We start from the raw sequence: 19,590 nt of genomic DNA on the forward strand, positions 1-19,590 counted from the left end.
AAAGTCCAGGGTGAAGTTTCTCCCGCCCTCCCTCCGTTCGCACAGAGGGCAAAAATGGACGACCTTTACACCGCCTGCAACAGGCTTATCCCGCCGCTACCGAGGAAAACTCTCCACCACCGCTCTCATATAAGCCTTCAAGCTACGGCTCATTCCTGCCTTTGGTCATCAGTTGTTAATGTTGCGCAGCAGCTTGTCGAACCTGCCGTGTGCTATAGGCGCGAAATCCAATGTCAGCTGAATTCACAATCTTCGGACATAGCAGGCTTTTGGTTTAAGTACTAAGAACATTCATCGAAAAGGAACGCTCCAAACTCAAGGCCGGGTTACGACAAAGTTCGGTACTATCCCTGCCTTTTTGATCGCTGTTTCAACATCATGCCCTGCAAAGAACCCAAATCCTGAGATCAGCGCCGACATTACTCCCGCGTTGCGTGCGCCCAGAATGTCGGTGTGCAAGCTGTCGCCAACCATCAAAATTCGGGACTTGTCGATGTGCCCGAGGCGTTGGAAAGCAAGATCATAGATGTTGCCGAAAGGCTTTCCAAAGAACTGAGGGTCGACACCCGTCCGGTCTGCCAGCCGGTGCGCAAAAAGACCGGGCTCTTTGGAAAATCCGTACTCGCGAGGAGCAACAATATCTGGGTTTCCGACCATTACCGGGCGGGGACGCTCTAGCAAGGCGGTCTCCAACATGGCTTGACGCGTTTCAGTCCAAACCGCTGACCCGATCATCAGGAATCCGTCGACAGTTCCGTAGGGTTCTGGGTCATCCTCCAGATAGGATAGTTTCAACCCCTCCAAGTCACGAAGACCAGCGCTGGGTGTCGCCATCAATCCCCAATGCAACCCACTTTGACCGTTTAACTCCGACAGCAACGTGGCCCGGCTCGTGATTACGTCCTGTGGCGCGAAGTCGTAACCAAGCCTGGTGTATTTCTCCAAAAGTGCGGCGTGCGGAAACCCCGCTGCATTTGACACGACCAGAACACGCTTGCCAGCGGCTTTCAGTGACCTGACCCGATCTGGTGTATCTGGGATCGCCGTATCACCAATATTTAGAACTCCGAAAGCGTCGAGTAGGAACACGTCGAACTCATGAGCTATGTCATCAAGCGTTTCAACCTGACGATACTTCACATCACTAGGTCTAGCTTCGGGAAGTCGGTGGCGTACAGCCTCATAGGCATCGAAAGCGTCCTGCGCAGAGAACCCGGTCAAATGATCGCCCCTCGAACCTTTGCCGAGACCCATTCGCTAATCAAAACCGCAACGAGAATTACAATCAGGATCAGGCTGACTTGGGGCCAGGCCAGAACGTTGAGCGAGGCTGACAATTGCAACCCGATGCCCCCGGCTCCTACCAGCCCAAGCACCGTGGACTCGCGGATGTTGATATCCCAACGGAAGACAGCAATGCCTGCGAAAGCGGGTAGGATTTGCGGAACGATTCCGTAAGCCATGACCTGCCAACGCGAAGCACCGGTTGCCGTGATCGCTTCGACCTGAGTGTGATCAATTTCCTCAATTGCTTCATAAAGAAGCTTTGCGCAAAACCCGATGGAACGGATGGCGATTGCAATTACACCAGCGAAGACGCCAGGACCAATGATCGCGATTAGTAGAAGCGCCCAGATCAATGAGTTGATTGAGCGGGTCGAGACAATGACCAACAGGGCAATGGGCCGGATGAACAAAGCCGATGGCGTGGTGTTGCGGGCTGCCAAAAAGGCCACCGGTACTGCCATGAACAAAGCGATGATCGTACCCAAGGTAGCGATGTTCAGCGTGTCCCAAATCGGGCGACCAAGCTGGGTGATGTAATCCCACTTGGGAGGGGTTGCGCGGGTCCAGATATCGTTGGCGATGCGGGGCGCGTCCCAGACGAAAAACCAGGTCGTCGATTCCGAGATAAACTGCCAGCAGTAAACAAAGACAGCCACACCCAAAAGCCAGCCAAACCAGCGAACAAGACTTTGACCCGTCGTCCGTCTGCGCCAGATCTGCGTATCGTTTTGTTCAAGGACCGGCATTATTGAACCCTCGCGCGGATAATTCCCGAAAGGTATTCAAGTGCCATGACGATCCCGATGATGAGGATGAGAATGGCCGCTGCTGTGTCGTACTCATACCGATCGAACGCAGTGTTCAACGTCGCGCCAATTCCGCCGGCGCCCACCAGACCAAGAATTGCGCTTTCTCGGAAATTGATGTCGATCCTGTACATGGAAAGGCCCACAAGTCGCGGCATAACCTGTGGCTGAACGCCATAGTTGATCCATTGCGGCCAACGCGCGCCAGAGGCCTTGATTGCCTCGGCCTGAACCTTGTCCATCGCTTCAATGTCTTCGGCCAGAAGTTTTGAGAGAAATCCAATGGTGGCGAAGGAAAGGGTCAGAAATCCGGCCAGCGGACCAAAACCGAAGATAGCCACCAGCAAAATGGCCACGATGATTTCTTGCAAGGCTCGACTGATGGCAACAATGCCCCGGCAAATCATGTAGACTGGCAATGGGGCGATATTGCGTGCCGCGCCCAACCCTATCGGGATCGAAATCAGGATGCCCACGACCGACGCAGCCACGGTCATAATGATACTCTCCAGAAGACCGCTCCAAATGTCTGACCACCGCGAAACGAAGTCCGGGCTTGTAAACGCAAGTACAAATGCCCACCCCCGATCCAGCCCTTCATAGACACGGCCCCAATCAACATCGATGGTCATGAAGGCCGCGATCAGGTAAGCGAAAAAGCCCAGGATCAATGCCCAGCGGAGCAAAGGGTGTTTTACAAAGGCCGGTTTACGCCAGCCTGTTCCCAGCATGTCGTCTAACTCTCGATGGCTCATTCTGCAGCCTCGACATCTTCATCTTCGTCCACTTTTTCGATGGTCGCTTCCCAGTCTTCCTCCCCATAAATCTCGGTCAGCTTTTCGGGGGTAAGGCCTGTTGGAAGACCATCATACACAATTTCGCCAAAGCGGAGGCCCACCACGCGAGGAACAAACATTTGGGCAAGCGCCACGTCATGGATATTGATAATGGCCGCCAGCCCGCGCTCCTGACATAACTCGGTGATTAGGCGCATAATCTGACGGCTGGTCTTTGGGTCCAGCGACGCAGTTGGCTCATCGACCAGCAACAATTTCGGGTTTTGAATCAATGCACGGCAGATGCCGACCCTTTGGCGTTGACCACCCGACAGTTCATCTGCCCGTTTGTCAGCCATGTGCAACAACCCCACCCGATCAAGCAGGCGGAAAGCCTCGTCGACATCCGACTGCGGATATCGCCGCAGGAAACTGCGCCAGAATCCCACATATCCCAGCCGTCCCGACAATACGTTCTCCATCACCGTGAGGCGTTCGACCAAGGCATATTCCTGAAAGATCATGCCCATTTCGCGGCGCGCTTTACGTAAAGCGCCCGATCCGAGTTTGGTCAGGTCCACGTCATCCAAAAGGACACCACCGCTTGTGGGTTCAACCAACCGGTTAATGCACCGGATCAAGGTCGACTTGCCCGCGCCCGAGGGCCCAATCAACGCTAGCACCTGTCCTTTGGGCACCTCAAGATCGATGGCTTTCAGCGCCTGATCTCCGGTCTTGTATGTTTTCGTCAGCTTTTGAAGACGCAGCATAAAATGCCCCAGATTAGGTTGAATAACGGGCCCTTTCGGGCCCGCAGTATTGGCCAAGGGTCACTGGCAGGCGTAGGAGACGCCATTTGCTGCGTCAATTTTACGAATGACATCCCAGAATTCCTGATAGGTCATCTCAAGGAACTGGCCTTCGTTCGATTTCGAAAACTCGGCTTCAAGTGTCGTGCCCTCCCAGTCGAAGTTGAAGAAGGCATTGCGGATTTTCTCCTGCAGCTCGGGCGTCAGGTTGTAAACGGTGCCAAACCCAGTGGTCGGGAAAGTCTGCGATTTATAGATCGTAACAACATCATCTTCGTTGATCACGTCGCGCAAAATCATCCGCGACTTTACCGAGTTGGCGATTGAAGCTGCCAGGTAATCCTTGTTGGCAACACCCAGGATCGAATTGTCGTGCTTGCCCGAGTAGACAGGTTCGAAATCGCGTTCCGGCAGAAGATCAAAGTCGCTCTTCAGGATTGCCGAGGGCGCTTTGAAGCCCGAGTTGGATGTGGGCGACGTAAACGCCAGTTGCTTTCCCTTGATGTCTTCAACTTTTTCGATGCCCGAACCCGGAAAGGTGATGATTTCCATCTCATAACCGAAATTACCGTCTTTCGAAGCCATGATCGTGAACGGCCGGAACCCCGCACAGTTTACCGCCAGAGGGTTGGAACCGGTGTTGAAGCCCGCAATATGCAGACGTCCCGAACGCATCGCTTCGATCTGGGCTGCGTTGTTCTGAACCGGGAAGAAGACGACGTCCTTGCCAGTTTCAGCTTTTAAATGCTCCAGAAAATCGGACCACGCCGTTTTGTATACGGCGGGGTCTTCAACCGGCGTGTAAGCAAAAATCAAGGTGTCAGGATCTATTTGCTGGGAAGGATCTGTGGGGATATCTGCGATCAGATCTCCGTCGGCGTCACAAAAACGCTCGTCCAAGTCACCGCGCGGACAATCCTGCGCCGACGCCGTCCCGCTCAGCGACATAAGCGCAATTGCAGATGCCCCAATCAATAGTTTGATATCGATCTTCATGTTTTCCTCCCAGTCATGCGCGGTCCTTTTTTCGATCCGCTGTTAATCAGTCATGTCATTCCTGCCCGGCGACGAGAACATCTACCTCGGCGCCCTCAATAGCGTTACGCAATTCTCCTGTTGGTTTTTTGTCGGTAACTATGGAATCCAGACCGTTAAGGTCGCCCACTTGAGATAGACCTTTGCGGCCGAATTTCCCGGAAGCAATAAGAAGATGCCGCTTCTCGGCACGCGTCAGCATCATCCTTTTTACTGCAGCAAAACCCTGCACTGTCTCTGAGGGACCTTCGGTTGAGAACCCTGAGGAACCGATCATGCATCTGTCGACATTGAAACGGGACAGAAATTCCAGCGTCTCGGTTCCGATCGTTGCAGATTCAGTTGCCAAGTATTCCCCTGGGCATAACAGGACTTGGGCAGCCCCATGGCCAAGGGTCATCGCAACGGGAATTGAATTGGTGATCACCGTGCAATGAGTGCCGAGATAAGCCAACGCTCGTGCCATCTCGATGGTGGTCGAACCGGAATCAATCATGACCGTTTCGCCGCCCTGAATCAGTTCTGCCGCGCTAACACCTATCCGCTCTCGTTCCTCAACCTGCGCGTTTGTCCGTTCATCCAAGCCGGGGAAGTGACCTTGCGCGGGGGCTGATGCCCCCCCGTGTGCACGCGCGATCAAACCGTCGTTCGACAGGGCGTCGAAATCCCTGCGTACCGTCTCGTTAGAGACGTTAAACCGCTGTGCCAGTTCGTTGATGCGAACGTGCGGGCGTAGCTTCAACTCCAACAGTATCTGTTGGCGCCGGTCGGATTTCTTGACCCGGCTCTGGTTCCTTTCAGACTTTTTGCCGCGCGTTTTAGTATTGGACATCCGACGACCCGACTCGGTTTCGAAGTCTACCTTTGTGGGCTTTCGGGCATTTTGCAATAATTTTTGTTGCATAACCCTCGGAAGGTTGTGAGAATTCGAGAGATTCCAAGTGTTTCAAAGCGCAGAGCGAAAAATGCACAGGCTGATCAAATTCAGAAGCAAAATCGAGGTAATGTTTTAACTGGCCAACTTGCTAATAAGACAGCTTCCTTTCGGTTTTTTTGATCGTGCGGCATTGAGGGACAGCATGAGCGACAGCGAAACAGCAGATCAGATTGCGGCGCTTCCGATGCGCTGGGACAAGACTGGCAAGTTGCGTGTTCTGATGGTCACTTCGCGGGATACTGGCCGGTGGGTTATCCCAAAGGGGTGGCTAATGGACGGCAAAAAGCCATGGCATGCCGCGGAAATAGAAGCTCAGGAAGAAGCGGGGGCGGTCGGTACCATCTCGAAGCGACCAATCGGATATTTTTTCTACGACAAGAGATTTGAGGGCAAAAGCAGCGTACGCTGCCGCGTCACCCTTTATCCTCTGGTCGTTGAAAAGCTGAAGCGACACTGGAAGGAAGAAGGTGAGAGGACGCGTCACTGGTTTTCTCCGGCAAAAGCCGCAAAGCTGGTCGAAGAAAAAGACCTGTCACAACTGCTGAAAGATCTAACAGACAATCAAGAAGTCAAAACTGTCGTGAAAAAGCTTCGAAAGGCTGCTTGAGGAAGGGCGCAAAAGAACCGGGAAACCCGGACGCATTAAGCACAAAGGGAGGAAAATATGAGGAAATTGACATCGACTGCGGTTGGATCGGTGATTGCCCTAACCGCGTCACTGTCGGCGGCACAGGCCGACAAGCTGACACTCTATTGTTCGGCGCAAGAAGATTGGTGCCAACTCATGGCACGCAGCTTTGAAGACGCGACTGGCATCGACGTCAACATGACTCGAAAATCGTCAGGCGAGACCTTCGCACAAATCCGCGCCGAAAGTTCGAACCCGAAAGGAGACGTTTGGTGGGGTGGTACGGGTGATCCGCATTTGCAGGCCGCCGAAGAAGGCCTGACCATGGAATACATGTCGCCAATGCGCGACCAGCTTCACGATTGGGCGATATCCCAGGCTGAAAGCGCGGACAACAAGACGATCGGCATTTATTCAGGTGCGCTTGGGTATGGCTACAATGCCGACCTTGTCGCTGCAAACAACTTGCCCGAACCTGCCTGTTGGGAAGACCTGCTGAAGCCCGAATACAAGGGACACGTTCAGATGGCGAACCCGAACTCTTCAGGGACGGCCTATACAACGCTGGCCTCAATGGTGCAGATCTTTGGTGAGGATGAAGGCTTTGAGTTCATGAAAGGCCTGCATTCGAACATCAACCAGTATACCAAGTCCGGCTCTGCGCCGATCAAGGCCGCCGGTCGTGGCGAGAACACGATTGGTATCGTCTTCATGCATGACGCCGTAAAGCAGGCCGTGTCGGGGTTCCCGATCAAGGTCGTCGCACCATGCGAGGGTACGGGGTACGAAATTGGCTCAATGTCGATCATCGACGGCGCCCGCAACGAGGAAGAGGCGAAAAAGTTCTATGACTGGGCCCTGTCGCCCGAAGCTCAGAATCTTGCCCTTCAGGTCAACGCGTTTCAGGTGCCATCAAACAAGGGTTCGGAGACCTCGGAAAGCGCACCTGATATGAGTCAGATCAAGCTGATTGACTATGACTTCAAAAAGTATGGTTCCTCAGACGAACGGAAGCGTCTGCTGCAGAAATGGGACGAAGAGGTTTCGGTTCTGCCGCAGTAAATGACTGACACTACATCAAAAACGACCCATCCGGTCCTGATCTTCTGGATCATCGCCGGGTGGGTCGGATTCTGCCTGCTGCCCTGGTATATGGTCGACGGCGGCCTGTGGTCGTTCGAATGGCTCTTGGGCGGCTACCCATTCGATGAGGATTATGCCCCCGCAGCTTTTCTGATTGGACAAGGTGAGAAACTTTGGCTCGCTCCACTCCTGATCGCTCTCGCCCTACCGCTTTTGGTGTTGAAACGTGCCAAATCTGACCCGATTTATGCCCGCATTCTGGTACTCTCCGGAGCGCTCGGCTTCGGTTGGCTGATCGTTCAGGGTTTCAGCATTGGCATCAGAGGTTTCAACTTCGACTGGTTGGAATCGATGTTTGGCGAACTTGGCGACCGTCAGTTCGGCATGGGCTACGGCGCAATGATCTGCGCCTCGAGCTTTCTGTTCCTGCTCACTCAAGGTATCGCGGCGAGGGGTGCAATTAATGGTGATGTCTTCGTCGTAAGCGCTATTGGCGGTGTGATTACCATCGTCACAGCTTTTGTCTTCTTCCCCATCGCCAAGATGCTTTTCGCTGCGTTCATCACCGAAGACGGCGCTTATTCCATTGCGGTTTTCTTCTCGAAGTTCTTCGACGACCGGTTGTGGGGGCTGGGGTGTTTTCAAGGTGCCCGATGCGGTGCGGCCTGGAACTCACTTTTCCTTGCCATCCTCGTTGGCTTCATTACAACGATCCTCGGCCTATGCTTCGCGTTGGTCGTGACGCGCTCGGGTTTCCGCTACAAACGCGCGTTACGGGCATTGACAGTTCTCCCGATAATCACTCCACCGTTCGTGATCGGCCTCGCGCTCATCCTTCTTTTTGGATTGTCCGGCTCTGTCACCCGGTTCTTTGCCGAATTACTCGGCACACAGCCGACGCGGTGGCTTTACGGAATGCCAGGCATCCTGATCGCGCAGACACTCGCGTTCACGCCAATTGCGTTTCTCGTGCTGATCGGCGTGGTTGAAGGCGTTTCTCCCTCGATGGAGGAAGCGGCCCAGACCCTGCGGGCCAGCAGATGGCAGACGTTCAAGACGGTTTCCTTGCCCCTGATGCGGCCCGGTCTTGCGAATGCATTTCTTCTGGGCTTCATCGAAAGCATGGCCGACTTCGGCAACCCGCTTGTATTGGGTGGGAATTTCGACGTGCTGTCGACTGAGATATTCTTCGCCATCGTCGGCGCTCAATACGATCAAGGGCGGGCTGCGGTTCTGGCAATGGTGCTGCTGTTCTTTACCCTTTCCGCCTTTTACGCGCAGCGCGTCTGGCTGGGAAAGAAGAGCTACACAACAGTCACCGGCAAAGGCGATGCGGGCGTGCACCCGCTGATGCCAACCGGCCTTGCGGTGCCTGTACTGCTCATCGCCCTGGGCTGGGCACTATTCACAATTATTGTCTATGCGATGATTATCTATGGCAGTGTAGTCGAGCTGTGGGGGGTCGATAACTCGCTGACGATCAAGCACTACATCACCGCATTCTCAGTCCGATTTGAAGAAGAGGGAATTCGCTGGACCGGAGCCGCCTGGGACAGTTTCTGGACGACCATCACGATCGCGGCCATTGCTGCACCATTGACTGCCGCCGTAGGGCTGGTAACGGCCTATCTGCTGACCAGGCAAAGCTTTGCAGGCAAGAACGCTTTCGAATTTGGAACAATGTTGTCCTTCGCCATCCCCGGCACGGTCATCGGCGTTAGCTACATCCTTGCCTTCAACGTTCCGCCAATCGAAATCACTGGCACAGGTGTCATCCTCGTTGTCAGCTTCATCTTCCGCAATATGCCGGTTGGCGTTCGCGCTGGCATCGCGAGCATGTCGCAGCTGGACCGCAGCCTTGATGAATCTTCCCTGACCCTTGGCGCAAACTCGTGGCAGACGTTCCGGAATGTCATCCTCCCGCTGTTGCGCCCTGCGATACTGGCTGCGCTTGTTTACAGCTTTGTTCGTGCCATGACGGCAATCTCAGCCGTCATCTTTCTGGTCAGCGCGGAGTATGACATGGCAACCAGCTATATCATCGGTCGGGTCGAGAATAACGACTATGGCCTTGCTATCGCCTATTCGACGACGCTGATCTTTGTGATGCTCGCGGCGGTCGGCTTATTGCAACTTCTCGTGGGCCGGGTCCAGATTGGCCGACGCACGCAGCACGGAACGGAGACATCGCCATGACCGACACCAAAATCGGTTCCAAGGCCGCCCCGGTACGGTTTGAGAACGTGTCGAAAGTGTTCGGCAAGGACGTGGTTGCTGTCGATAACATCAACCTCCACGTGGACGCAGGAAAGCTTGTTACGCTGCTTGGTCCGTCAGGCTGCGGAAAAACAACGACACTGCGCATGATTGCAGGGTTGGAGATGGCAAGTTCGGGCAAGATCCTGATCGGTGATCGGGACGTGACAAAACTGCCAGCCACCGACCGTGATGTATCTATGGTGTTTCAGTCTTACGCGCTGTTCCCTCATATGAGCGTGTTGGAGAACGTGAAGTATGGCCTCACATTCTCGGGCTTTGCGAAGGATGAAGCGCGCAGTCGCGCCTTGTATGGCTTGGAGTTGGTTGGCCTTCAGGGGTTTGACAACCGCCTTCCCTCAGAGCTATCCGGCGGCCAGCAACAGCGTGTTGCCGTCGCACGCGCACTGGTGCTTGAGCCGCAGGTGCTGCTGTTCGACGAGCCGCTGTCCAACCTCGACGCCAAGCTTCGCCGTCAGGTGCGTGAGGATATTCGGGCGATCCAGCAAGACCTTGGCCTGACAGTTGTTTACGTCACACACGATCAGGAAGAGGCACTGGCGGTCTCGGATGAGATTGTTGTTATGCGCAATGCAGCGATCGCTCAGATGGGTACACCGCGCCAGCTTTACGATGCCCCAAATGACCGGTTTGTTGCCGATTTCATCGGTGAGGCAAACCTTTTGGACTGCCAAATTATTGATATCGACAGCGACAGAGCAACCATCGAAATCGAAGGCTACCGCCACTCGCTCCCAAGCCGCGGTTTGTCCGAAGGCTCCGCAACCATCGCCGTGCGACCCTCACGTTTGGTGATTGGCTCAAGTCAAGGGATTCCAGCTACTGTGGCCAAAGCGACCTATGTGGGCGTTCGGATGGAATACACGCTGACAGGTGAATTTGGTCAGGTGTTTGCCGTCCATGATGATGTTGATGCGCCGCTTGAACCCGGCACCGAAATAAGGATGGGTTTTGCTGACAAAGGGCCGGTTCTTTTGCCGGACTAAATGCCGAAGCTTTTGATCATCACACACCCCGAGGTCTCTATCGATCCGGCCGTCCCGATAACAGATTGGGGGCTGAGTGTGACGGGCCGTAAACGCGCTACTGAATTTGCTTCCAGTGCAGTCTTCTCAAAGGTCTCGCAGATTTGGACCAGCGATGAGCGAAAGGCCCGCGAAACGGGCGAGGTTCTTGCTGCACCACGAACGCTACCCGTAAGTTATCACTTGGGTCTTGGTGAGAACGACCGCAGCGCAACCGGTTATTTACCTCGAGACGATTTCGAGGCGGCAGCTGATGCTTTCTTTGCTCAGCCGGAAGTCAGCTATCGCGGTTGGGAAACAGCTGTCGAGGCGCAGCTACGCATTCATCGAACAGTCACCAAGATTGTCCAAATGCATGACACAGGGGATCTTGCAATCGTGACACACGGAGCAGTTGGCACATTGCTGTGGTGCGCACTTTCGGATTGCCCGATCGACCGCAAATACGACCAGCCCTCACAAGGCCATTTCTGGCAGGCAGATATATCGACGCTGAAACCTCATACGGGTTGGGGTCCGTTAGCATAGACGTTAATCGCTCCAAGCGCTCTCTGCGATCTCAAGCAAGGTCTCGAACACATCTGGTGTACCCACGATTACGCGCCCGCCGACTCGGATCATCTCGTCAGCATACTGATCCTCAACAACGCCACCCGCTTCCGAGACCAGCAATTGCCCAGCCAGACAATCCCAGGCATTCATGTGTTCTTCCACGTATCCCAGGAGGCGCCCGGCAGCGACGTAGGCCAATGACAGCGCTCCGCTGGCGTTTCTGTGAAACATAGCCCCGTGCTCGATCAGGTTCTCGACAATAGGTAAAACATGCCGGGTCTCGATCCGGTTCGAATATCCCACGGCGACTGTTCCGTCCCGCAGCGCCACCCCTGACGCGACGCGCATTGGTGATCCGTTAAGCGTCGCACCTTCTCCACGCATCGCTACAAAGGTCTCATCCACATTTGGATCACGTATCACACCGACCTCAGTATGCCCTTCCGTGACACCAGCCAGAACAATAGTCCATGCAGGTATGCCGTTGACGAAATTCGTAGTCCCATCAATTGGGTCAATCACCCAGTCAAAACCGCTCTTACCAACAGCAGCGCCGTGCTCTTCACCGAAAACTCCATCATTGGGCCACGCCTCTGCAATCCTCTGACGAATAAAGGTTTCAACGTTCTTGTCCGCCTCACTGACCCAGTCCTGGGTGCCTTTTTGATCAACGACAAGATTACCCCGATCCGCGAAATACTCTTTGGCAATTGCCCCAGCCTCCTCGCAGATTGCGATGGCAAAATCTCTGCGTTCTGAAAGTCGAGACATGGGTGGTCCTTTTCCAGTTGGAGAGTCGCCTTGAACATTGCAGGCTAACCGAATGCCTGGCAATCACAGAGTTGTTTTGACTGTTTTCGGATGATGTTTCGGCACCGCTAACCGGGTGATGTCAGTGTTGGCGGATTCTTCTGCAAGCAGCCTTTAGGCCGGTGGAGATTGCGGACGCGCAAGCCCTAGCTGAAGCATTGAAACCCAACGCCTCCGAACCGCTTTCACCTGCGGCCCATAGGGGTCCTCGGCAACTCTAATCGATGCTGCGCTGGAGCTGCGCCAAAGCGGCCACACGAAGGACACCACCTTGAGCAGGAGCTGTGGTTCTTTCCTGCTTAGGAGATTTGATGGCAACGAGCTTGGGTTACATACCAGAAAGCCCCGCATTGGTGTTCAATAGAAACTGGCGGAAAATCGGGCTGCTTGCCGCCCCAATGCCACGGGCGTTTTCCCCAACCGCTGCGGCCTCCACGACCGGAGGAATCAAACCGCGTTTGTCTTGATTGATTAAATAACGGCGAACCCTTGATACCAGCTCTTCCCGAACTTCCGGCGGGAACGCGCCATCGATGAAAATGGCTTCAAAGTCGATAACAGCGCAAATTGAAAGGGCGGCCTTGGCCAATTCCTGCGCCGTAGTGCCAATCCAAGGTTCGACATAGCGAGAAATGCTGCTCCAATCTTGCGGCTTCTTCCACAGAATTCCCGGATCGACGCCCGCTTCGATCAACCGGTCCTCGAGCAAAAACAGCGATGCCGTGTCGATCAGTTGCTGGCTTTCACCCAAAGGACCTGTCGTGCGCATGGCGCCCAAGGCACCGGCATTGCCTTGGTTGCCCTCAAACACGGTTCCATTCAACGCAACACCACCGCCGATCATTGAGCCAATGAAGAAGTAGAAGTAGTCGCGATATTCTGCCCCACGCCCATAGAGATGCTCTGCGTGACAGGCGGCTGTCGCGTCATTAACCACAAAAACTGGCAAGTCGCTGAACTTGGCGACCTCGGTAAAGAAATTCACGTTTCTCCAGGACCGGAATTTTTTTGCCGCAAGCCCAGACAGGTCATGCCATTTCCAAAGCTCGAATGGGGTTCCGATTCCGATCCCGCAAACGCGGTCGCGAAGCCTCTGAGGCTCGTGGGACAGAAGCGTTTTCAAACCAGACTCCAAAAACCCGAAAATGACCTCAGGTAGCGGATAGTCATAAGTCGTTGAAAGTTGGCGACGCGGCGTGCCCTTAAAGTCGATCAAAAGAAGATCGGCGCTGCGCCGCCCGATCTTCATCCCAACCGACAAGATGCCTTCCGGGTTTAGCTCCATTGGGATCGAGGGCTTTCCCACTTTCCCGCGCAGTGGAGTTCCACGCTTGAGAATCGCATCCTTTTCAAGCTTGCGCAGAATGATCGATACAGTCTGAGGAGACAGGCCCGTTAACCGCGCGACGTCGGCGCCTGCGGCGGGCCCATGCCGTTGTAAAACTGTCAAAATCAGACGCTCGTTGTGATCACGAACCCCACTTTGACTTACCCCACCGGTCAAGGTATTGAGTGCCTCTCTCTCCATAATCTTAAACATAACCGCCTTGTTTTCTTATGAAAAGATATCCGGGCAAATTAATAAATAAACTTTATTTATTTATTGACAGGAAGGCTAGAATCACGGTTTCTTGAAAAAGACCTTCATTGGAGGATGAGGGCGGGTCTCGCAGGCATGCCATGCGGGGCAACACATTTTTCTGGGAGGACAACATGAAAAGCCTATTCAAGATTGCCGCATCTGCGACCGTGCTCACGATGGCAGCTGCGTCTGCTCACGCGGCCGGGGAAACTGTTTGCCTGATCACGAAGACAGATACCAATCCATTCTTTGTAAAGATGAAGGAAGGCGCCACGGCCAAGGCCGAAGAGCTTGGCATGACCCTGAAGGCTTTTGCCGGCAAAGTTGACGGCGACCACGAAACCCAGGTTCAGGCCATTGAAACCTGCATTCTCGACGGCGCAAAGGGAATTCTCCTGACCGCCTCTGACACAAGTTCGATTGTCCCCGCTGTTCAGCAGGCGCGCGACGCTGGCATCCTGGTTATTGCATTGGACACACCACTGAGCCCGATCGATTCCGCTGACGCAACCTTTGCGACAGATAACTACAAGGCTGGTCTGTTGATTGGACAATGGGCAAAGGCAAAAATGGGCGATGCGGCGGCGGGCGCCAAAATCGCAACGCTGGATCTGAACGTTAGCCAACCAACGGTGGACGTATTGCGCAATCAGGGCTTCCTCGATGGCTTCGGTGTGGACCTGGCAGACCCCAATGTCATCGGCGATGAATCGGATGCGCGACTGGTCGGCAGCGACGTGACCGACGGCAACGAAGAAGGTGGGCGCCGCGCCATGGAGAACCTTCTGGCCAAGGACGCTACGATCAACGTTGTTCACACGATCAACGAACCGGCTGCAGCAGGTGCCTACGAGGCTCTGAAGTCCATTGGACGTGAAAACGATGTGCTGATCGTTTCGGTCGACGGTGGCTGCCCAGGTGTACAAAATGTGCAGGCCGGAGTTATTGGCGCCACAAGCCAGCAATATCCGCTGTTGATGGCTTCGCTTGGAGTCGAGGCTGTCAAAAAGTGGGCCGATGAAGGAGTGAAGCCTGAAAACACGCCTGGTAAAGACTTCTACGATACCGGTGTCGCGCTCATAACGGACCAACCTGTTGATGGCGTGGAATCAATCTCGGTCGCCGAAGGCTTGGAGCTCTGCTGGGGCTGACGCAGACCTAATTGATGAGGCGCATGAGAGCGCCTCATCAATCCTTTCACCAGCAAACTGAAACTTCCTGTACACTGACCTCGTGGGCGCAATGCCAGCCACGAAAAGGGGGAGATATGTCTGAATCAAACCAAGGCGCCCAGGGATTTGAATCCGCCGCCAGCAGAACAGAGTCTGTAGCCGAGTTCGAAGATCATCGGCGTGGCGTATTGGGGAAGTTGCAGCATCTGCTCCATGTTAACCCATCCTTTGTGCCGCTTATTGTCCTTGTCGGTGCGATATTGATTTTCGGCCTGCTTTTGGGCTCAAAATTCTTCTCGCCTTTTGCAATGACGCTGATCCTTCAGCAGGTTCAGATCGTCGGCATCGTGGCCGCAGCACAGAGCCTTGTTATTCTGACAGCAGGTATCGACCTGAGCGTCGGTGCGATTATGGTGTTTTCTTCTGTCATTATGGGGCAATTCACATTTCGCTACGGCATTCCAGTTCCGATAGCGGTCGTGTGCGGCCTTGGTGTCGGTACCCTAATCGGCGCACTCAACGGTTGGCTTGTCAGCCGTGTTAAACTTCCCCCTTTTATTGTCACACTTGGAATGTGGCAGATCATTCTGGCCACAAACTTCCTGTATTCCGCGAACGAGACCATTCGCAGTCAGGACATCGAATCCAACGCTCCTTTCCTTCAGTTCTTCGGAACCAAGTTCAGCATCGGTGGAGCGACCTTTACGGTAGGCGTCATTTTCATGCTCGCCCTGATTTTTATGTTGGCCTATGCGCTTAAACACACAGCCTGGGGCCGACATGTCTATGCGGTCGGCGATGATCCCGAGGCCGCCGAGCTATCCGGTGTCAACGTTCATCGAACGCTCATGTCCGTCTACATGTTATCCGGCTTGATCTGTGCCTTCGCCGGCTGGGCTTTGATCGGCCGCATCGGATCTGTCTCACCGACGTCCGGCCAATTGGCCAACATCGAGAGCATCACCGCTGTTGTGATCGGAGGCATCTCTCTGTTCGGCGGGCGGGGCTCTATTCTGGGGTCGCTGTTCGGTGCGTTGATCGTTGGCGTATTCACACTTGGGCTGAGGTTGCTTGGCGCGGACGCTCAGTGGACCTTCCTGCTCATCGGACTTCTCATCATCGCAGCGGTCGCGGTCGACCAGTGGATCAGAAAGGTATCGGGCTAATGTCAGACACAACTCCAGTCGTCCAAGGGCGCGGGATCGTGAAGCGTTATGGCCACGTCACCGCCATCGATCATTCCGACTTTGAGCTGCGTCAGGGAGAAATCCTTGCGGTTATCGGGGACAACGGCGCGGGCAAGTCCTCTATCGTCAAAGCGATCTGCGGCGCCACAATCCCGGATGAGGGCGAGATCCTCATCGAAGGCAAAAAGGTCAACTTCACCTCTCCGATCGACGCCCGGAATATGGGGATCGAGATCGTCTATCAGCAACTTGCCATGTCCCCGGCCCTGTCCATTGCGGACAACATGTTCATGGGGCGCGAGATCCGCAAACAGGGCTTCATGGGCAAATACCTGCGTCAGCTCGATCGGCCTGCCATGGAGAAATTCGCCCGTGAAAAACTGACCGAACTTGGACTGATGACCGTTCAATCCATCAACCAAGCGATTGAAACTCTGTCTGGCGGCCAGCGCCAAGGCGTTGCCGTTGCACGCGCAGCTGCCTTTGCAACCAAGTTCATCATCATGGACGAGCCGACGGCTGCATTGGGGGTCAAAGAGAGTCGCAAAGTTCTCGAACTCATCCAGGATGTGCGCGCACGTGGGATTCCGATCATTCTCATCAGCCACAACATGCCCCATGTGTTCGAAGTCGCCGATCGCATCCATGTACACCGGCTGGGAAAAAGGCTCTGCACGATCGATCCCAAGGATTACACAATGTCCGACGCGGTGGCCTTCATGACAGGCGCTAAGGAACCCCCGAAAGAGGACGCCGCGTGATCGAGCAGGACGTAGAGCGCGTTTGTGAATTAGTCTCCTCCCGGAGGCGGGCCGGGGTTCGGACGATTGTCGCAATCGCTGGCCCCCCTGCATCCGGCAAGTCGACCCTTGCAGAAACCGTTGTTCAATCGCTGAACGGGCAACAGAGTTCCGCGGTTCCATTGGCCACGCTGGTTCCTATGGATGGCTATCATCTGGACAATCGCGTGCTTGAAGCGCGTGGTTTGTTAGCACGAAAAGGCGCACCGGAAACCTTCGACGGTTATGGTTTTTGCAATGAAATCAGAGGGCTGCAGTCTGCGCGACATGTGTCCTTTCACCCCAAATTCGACCGCCAGATGGATCTGGCCATTGCCAACGCGATTGCTGTTCACCCAGAAACTCCGACTGTCGTCGTTGAGGGAAACTACCTTCTGATGGATAGCGCCCCGTGGAGTACACTGGCAGATGTCTATACCGCAACGGTTTTTGTCAGCCAAACTTTGGAAGAGCTCGAGAACAGGCTACAACACCGCTGGATCAGGCATGGGCTTGACCCAAAGACCGCGCTGCAACGCGCGAAAACGAACGATCTCCCCAATGCTAAACTTGTCATCAGAGATAGCAGGAAAGCCGATCTGACATTGAAGCAGAATTGCACCGAATTCGGAATGCGCTACGCGTTCTGATCCAGCGTGTTGGATTTAGAACTTCCCGCTGATCGCCGGAGCTATTGAACGGGTTCAAGTGCAATCAAAATCACTCCATACACGACGAGGGAAACTCATGAGAGTTTTCGCGGACACTGCAGAAGTAAACAACATCAGTGATCTGTTATATAAGCTGATATCCCTGCATCGAAAAAACTAGCGGGTTCGTCGTGAACAGGTCTATGGAGTTGGACGCGTGGTTGGCGGCAATACATAACAAACCGATCATCCATGCCTCAATCTCTTTTCACAGGCCCGCCCGCGTCAAGGCGGATCGAATGCGATTACGACGGTCTTCGTGTTTAAGCCCCAACGACTTGGCAAAGACTTCAGTAGAGAATTTGCTATCTCTTGCCTTAATTTCGTTGGCGATGCTTCGTGCTGCCTCCATCGCCTCGCTTTCAACGTGGCAAACAACGAGGAGCGGTCTGCCTGGATAAAAGTCAGGTTGTTTTTGGACGATGTATTCGGCTTCTGCGCGAGCACGTTGCACATCCCCACTGAAGAAGTAGCTCAGGATTTTTATGGACGAAAACCAACCGGGGTAATTCTTGATGTCGGAAGTACTCTTGAGAATTTCTTCTAACGCCTCCTCATGCTGCCCTGCCATTAGCAAAGCATAGGCCAATGTTGCTCGGGTTGCAGCGTTTCCAGGCTCTCGCAAGAACCCCTGCCGAGCTGCTTCAACTGCGCCCTCATGATCGCCACGAGCGATCCGTATGGCGCGTAAAAGGGAATTGGGTCGGCTATCAGTCTCACCCGTCGCATTTCGCGTGGCTTCAAAGTCTTCTTCTGCCGCGAGAAGTAATTCTTGCGCCTCATCTGGAGAAGACCACAACGCCTTTCGAGCACGGCAATAAGATCGGGCAATTCTGGGTGTCGGGAACTCGGGATCGTGCTGGAATGCTTCATTCCAAATTTCAATGCACTGATCCATGGCATCCGGCGAATACCGTTGGAAAATGTTGAAAGCCTGAGCGCTCAATCGCCAAGCTTCGAAGTTGTTTGTACCGAGTTGCCACCTGTTGGTGTAGCTCCCCGCCCCCAATTTAGTGTGGACGCTGATAACAATGGTCTGTGCCAGTTCATCCTGCAGGTCGAAATAATCCTCTGCTTTTCTGTCAAATCTCTGCGCCCAAACCTGAACTCCGGAAAACTGGTCCACGAGTTTCGCTTGAATCCGCAGGCGTTCTGCCAGGATGCGAACACTTCCACTCAACCGGTATCTTGGCAGTTCCACCGCTTTGGTCTCATCGACAACAACGAGTTGCTCGACGGTCCCTATCGCAACTGCGATATCTTCTACGAGACCTGCCGCAAATCCGTCTATTGCATCGTCATTTGACGGCGAACTGAACTGGGCAATCGAAATCGTCGGCTTAATGTCCCCTCGACGTTCGCCTTCTGAGTTGCTCAGCGATGAACGCCATCTGTAGACACGAACGGGTTTCTTTATGTTTTTGACCTCGTAAGGTCCGCTGTCTACAAATTCGTGCGCCCATTTTGCACCCAACCCCTGGAATGCAAAACTGGAAATGCACAATCCATCCGGGTCAGCAAGTGCTTCTAACCGTGATGCGACATTCACTCCATCGCCGAAGATGTCTCCTTCCTCGGCGATAATATCACCAAGATTTATGCCAACCCGCAGCCGGATGCGGCGGTCTTCTGGCTGATCTTGTTCTCGGGATTTGTTGTTTTCAAGTATGTCAGTTGCGGCTTGGACGGCATTTACTACAGAAGGGAATTCGGCGAGTACGCCATCACCCATATACTTCACCACTCGTCCGTCTTGCGACGCGATCTCCGGCTCGATCACCTCCCTTTGCAGTCGGCGGATTCGCTGTAGACTACCTTCTTCGTCCTCGCTCATAAGCCTGGTCGAGGCGATCACGTCAGCCGATAAAATTGCAGCCAGTTGGCGCTTCAAAACGGTTCTCCTTGGTGGTGCAAGCCAATTCAGGTGCGTGCTCGAACGCCAGGACCATCGACCTATCTCTATCATCGGCGACCAGTAAATTCACGGATAGTCTGGCGTGGACGCAGCCTTCGACTTTGATTCAATCCTACCTCGCCCCGCTCTTAACTTTATTTGCGAGTCGAAGCCCCTTTCGGACAATGATGGGGCATCATGGAAGGGCTCACTCACGGCCAAATGCAGCGTAAGCTGATTG

Annotated in this window: 18 protein-coding genes and 1 pseudogene; 9 read left to right on the forward strand and 10 right to left on the reverse strand. The window is 54.2% G+C overall.

Annotated features, from left to right (window positions below):
- Window positions 1-315: 315 nt before the first annotated feature.
- The 7 genes and pseudogenes from AC2FEE_RS17575 to AC2FEE_RS17605 form a co-directional block, all read right to left on the reverse strand.
- Window positions 316-1,254: an HAD-IIA family hydrolase gene (locus tag AC2FEE_RS17575; RefSeq protein ID WP_496866634.1), complete on the reverse strand. Its 939-nt coding sequence runs from the start codon at window positions 1,252-1,254 to the stop codon at window positions 316-318.
- Window positions 1,218-2,033, reverse strand: a complete 816-nt coding sequence (gene phnE, locus AC2FEE_RS17580; RefSeq protein ID WP_496866635.1) for a phosphonate ABC transporter, permease protein PhnE — start codon at window positions 2,031-2,033, stop codon at window positions 1,218-1,220. The genes AC2FEE_RS17575 and phnE (AC2FEE_RS17580) overlap by 37 nt, the downstream gene beginning before the upstream one ends.
- On the reverse strand, window positions 2,033-2,848 hold the full coding sequence (phnE, locus tag AC2FEE_RS17585) for a phosphonate ABC transporter, permease protein PhnE (RefSeq protein WP_496866636.1): 816 nt from the start codon (window positions 2,846-2,848) through the stop codon (window positions 2,033-2,035). Before phnE (AC2FEE_RS17585) ends, phnE (AC2FEE_RS17580) begins: the two co-directional genes overlap by 1 nt.
- Window positions 2,845-3,639: a phosphonate ABC transporter ATP-binding protein gene (gene phnC / locus AC2FEE_RS17590; protein ID WP_496866637.1), complete on the reverse strand. Its 795-nt coding sequence runs from the start codon at window positions 3,637-3,639 to the stop codon at window positions 2,845-2,847. Before phnC ends, phnE (AC2FEE_RS17585) begins: the two co-directional genes overlap by 4 nt.
- Before the next feature lie 60 nt (window positions 3,640-3,699).
- Window positions 3,700-4,674 carry a phosphate/phosphite/phosphonate ABC transporter substrate-binding protein gene (phnD, locus tag AC2FEE_RS17595; RefSeq protein ID WP_496866638.1) on the reverse strand — a complete coding sequence of 325 codons (975 nt, stop codon included), beginning with the start codon at window positions 4,672-4,674 and terminating at the stop codon, window positions 3,700-3,702.
- A gap of 55 nt (window positions 4,675-4,729) precedes the next feature.
- Window positions 4,730-5,296 carry a DeoR/GlpR family DNA-binding transcription regulator gene (locus tag AC2FEE_RS17600; RefSeq protein WP_496866685.1) on the reverse strand — a complete coding sequence of 189 codons (567 nt, stop codon included), beginning with the start codon at window positions 5,294-5,296 and terminating at the stop codon, window positions 4,730-4,732.
- Window positions 5,297-5,377: 81 nt separating this feature from the next.
- A pseudogene (locus AC2FEE_RS17605) lies at window positions 5,378-5,617 on the reverse strand (DeoR family transcriptional regulator); the annotation flags it as partial.
- 175 nt (window positions 5,618-5,792) lie between these two features.
- Between AC2FEE_RS17605 and AC2FEE_RS17610 the strand changes: the two are divergent.
- From AC2FEE_RS17610 to AC2FEE_RS17630, 5 genes are read left to right on the forward strand one after another with little or no spacing between them, the layout of a single operon-like run.
- A complete protein-coding gene (locus AC2FEE_RS17610; RefSeq protein WP_496866639.1) occupies window positions 5,793-6,257 on the forward strand; it encodes an NUDIX hydrolase in 465 nt (154 codons plus the stop codon).
- A gap of 57 nt (window positions 6,258-6,314) precedes the next feature.
- Window positions 6,315-7,340 carry an ABC transporter substrate-binding protein gene (locus AC2FEE_RS17615; RefSeq protein WP_496866640.1) on the forward strand — a complete coding sequence of 342 codons (1,026 nt, stop codon included), beginning with the start codon at window positions 6,315-6,317 and terminating at the stop codon, window positions 7,338-7,340.
- Window positions 7,341-9,557, forward strand: coding sequence for an ABC transporter permease (locus AC2FEE_RS17620; protein ID WP_496866641.1), 2,217 nt, complete (start codon window positions 7,341-7,343; stop codon window positions 9,555-9,557).
- Entirely contained in the window at window positions 9,554-10,624 is a 1,071-nt protein-coding gene (locus AC2FEE_RS17625) for an ABC transporter ATP-binding protein (protein WP_496866642.1), read from the forward strand. The genes AC2FEE_RS17620 and AC2FEE_RS17625 overlap by 4 nt, the downstream gene beginning before the upstream one ends.
- Window positions 10,625-11,191, forward strand: a complete 567-nt coding sequence (locus AC2FEE_RS17630) for a histidine phosphatase family protein (RefSeq protein WP_496866643.1) — start codon at window positions 10,625-10,627, stop codon at window positions 11,189-11,191.
- A gap of 3 nt (window positions 11,192-11,194) precedes the next feature.
- On the opposite strand, the gene AC2FEE_RS17635 is transcribed toward AC2FEE_RS17630, so the two are convergent.
- Both AC2FEE_RS17635 and AC2FEE_RS17640 read right to left on the reverse strand, forming a co-directional pair.
- Entirely contained in the window at window positions 11,195-11,986 is a 792-nt protein-coding gene (locus AC2FEE_RS17635) for an inositol monophosphatase family protein (RefSeq protein ID WP_496866644.1), read from the reverse strand.
- Between the two features lie 367 nt (window positions 11,987-12,353).
- Window positions 12,354-13,553 (reverse strand): ROK family transcriptional regulator, encoded by a 1,200-nt coding sequence (locus AC2FEE_RS17640; RefSeq protein ID WP_496866686.1) that lies wholly within the window; start codon window positions 13,551-13,553, stop codon window positions 12,354-12,356.
- Window positions 13,554-13,783: 230 nt separating this feature from the next.
- Between AC2FEE_RS17640 and AC2FEE_RS17645 the strand changes: the two genes are divergently transcribed.
- The 4 genes from AC2FEE_RS17645 to AC2FEE_RS17660 all read left to right on the forward strand — a co-directional run bounded on the left by AC2FEE_RS17645 (window position 13,784) and on the right by AC2FEE_RS17660 (window position 17,395).
- Window positions 13,784-14,758 carry a sugar ABC transporter substrate-binding protein gene (locus tag AC2FEE_RS17645; RefSeq protein ID WP_496866687.1) on the forward strand — a complete coding sequence of 325 codons (975 nt, stop codon included), beginning with the start codon at window positions 13,784-13,786 and terminating at the stop codon, window positions 14,756-14,758.
- Window positions 14,759-14,874: 116 nt separating this feature from the next.
- Complete coding sequence (locus AC2FEE_RS17650; protein ID WP_496866688.1) at window positions 14,875-15,945, forward strand: ABC transporter permease; 1,071 nt, start codon at window positions 14,875-14,877, stop codon at window positions 15,943-15,945.
- Window positions 15,945-16,727, forward strand: coding sequence for an ATP-binding cassette domain-containing protein (locus AC2FEE_RS17655; protein WP_496866645.1), 783 nt, complete (start codon window positions 15,945-15,947; stop codon window positions 16,725-16,727). Before AC2FEE_RS17650 ends, AC2FEE_RS17655 begins: the two co-directional genes overlap by 1 nt.
- Window positions 16,724-17,395, forward strand: a complete 672-nt coding sequence (locus AC2FEE_RS17660) for a nucleoside/nucleotide kinase family protein (protein ID WP_496866646.1) — start codon at window positions 16,724-16,726, stop codon at window positions 17,393-17,395. Before AC2FEE_RS17655 ends, AC2FEE_RS17660 begins: the two co-directional genes overlap by 4 nt.
- Window positions 17,396-17,663: 268 nt before the next feature.
- Here AC2FEE_RS17660 and AC2FEE_RS17665 read toward each other — a convergent pair whose 3' ends face one another.
- Entirely contained in the window at window positions 17,664-19,346 is a 1,683-nt protein-coding gene (locus tag AC2FEE_RS17665; RefSeq protein WP_496866647.1) for an adenylate/guanylate cyclase domain-containing protein, read from the reverse strand.
- Window positions 19,347-19,590 lie beyond the last annotated feature (244 nt).

The organism is Ruegeria sp. YTSC199 (assembly GCF_059609725.1).

What these genes read in the sequence shown, in the direction of transcription:
- AC2FEE_RS17575 (WP_496866634.1), bottom strand. Translation starts at nt 1,254, where the DNA reads ATGGGTCTCGGCAAAGGTTCGAGGGGCGATCATTTGACCGGGTTCTCT.
- phnE (WP_496866635.1), bottom strand. Translation starts at nt 2,033, where the DNA reads ATGCCGGTCCTTGAACAAAACGATACGCAGATCTGGCGCAGACGGACG.
- phnE (WP_496866636.1), bottom strand. Translation starts at nt 2,848, where the DNA reads ATGAGCCATCGAGAGTTAGACGACATGCTGGGAACAGGCTGGCGTAAA.
- phnC (WP_496866637.1), bottom strand. Translation starts at nt 3,639, where the DNA reads ATGCTGCGTCTTCAAAAGCTGACGAAAACATACAAGACCGGAGATCAG.
- phnD (WP_496866638.1), bottom strand. Translation starts at nt 4,674, where the DNA reads ATGAAGATCGATATCAAACTATTGATTGGGGCATCTGCAATTGCGCTT.
- AC2FEE_RS17610 (WP_496866639.1), top strand. Translation starts at nt 5,793, where the DNA reads ATGAGCGACAGCGAAACAGCAGATCAGATTGCGGCGCTTCCGATGCGC.
- AC2FEE_RS17615 (WP_496866640.1), top strand. Translation starts at nt 6,315, where the DNA reads ATGAGGAAATTGACATCGACTGCGGTTGGATCGGTGATTGCCCTAACC.
- AC2FEE_RS17620 (WP_496866641.1), top strand. Translation starts at nt 7,341, where the DNA reads ATGACTGACACTACATCAAAAACGACCCATCCGGTCCTGATCTTCTGG.
- AC2FEE_RS17625 (WP_496866642.1), top strand. Translation starts at nt 9,554, where the DNA reads ATGACCGACACCAAAATCGGTTCCAAGGCCGCCCCGGTACGGTTTGAG.
- AC2FEE_RS17630 (WP_496866643.1), top strand. Translation starts at nt 10,625, where the DNA reads ATGCCGAAGCTTTTGATCATCACACACCCCGAGGTCTCTATCGATCCG.
- AC2FEE_RS17635 (WP_496866644.1), bottom strand. Translation starts at nt 11,986, where the DNA reads ATGTCTCGACTTTCAGAACGCAGAGATTTTGCCATCGCAATCTGCGAG.
- AC2FEE_RS17640 (WP_496866686.1), bottom strand. Translation starts at nt 13,553, where the DNA reads ATGGAGAGAGAGGCACTCAATACCTTGACCGGTGGGGTAAGTCAAAGT.
- AC2FEE_RS17645 (WP_496866687.1), top strand. Translation starts at nt 13,784, where the DNA reads ATGGCAGCTGCGTCTGCTCACGCGGCCGGGGAAACTGTTTGCCTGATC.
- AC2FEE_RS17650 (WP_496866688.1), top strand. Translation starts at nt 14,875, where the DNA reads ATGTCTGAATCAAACCAAGGCGCCCAGGGATTTGAATCCGCCGCCAGC.
- AC2FEE_RS17655 (WP_496866645.1), top strand. Translation starts at nt 15,945, where the DNA reads ATGTCAGACACAACTCCAGTCGTCCAAGGGCGCGGGATCGTGAAGCGT.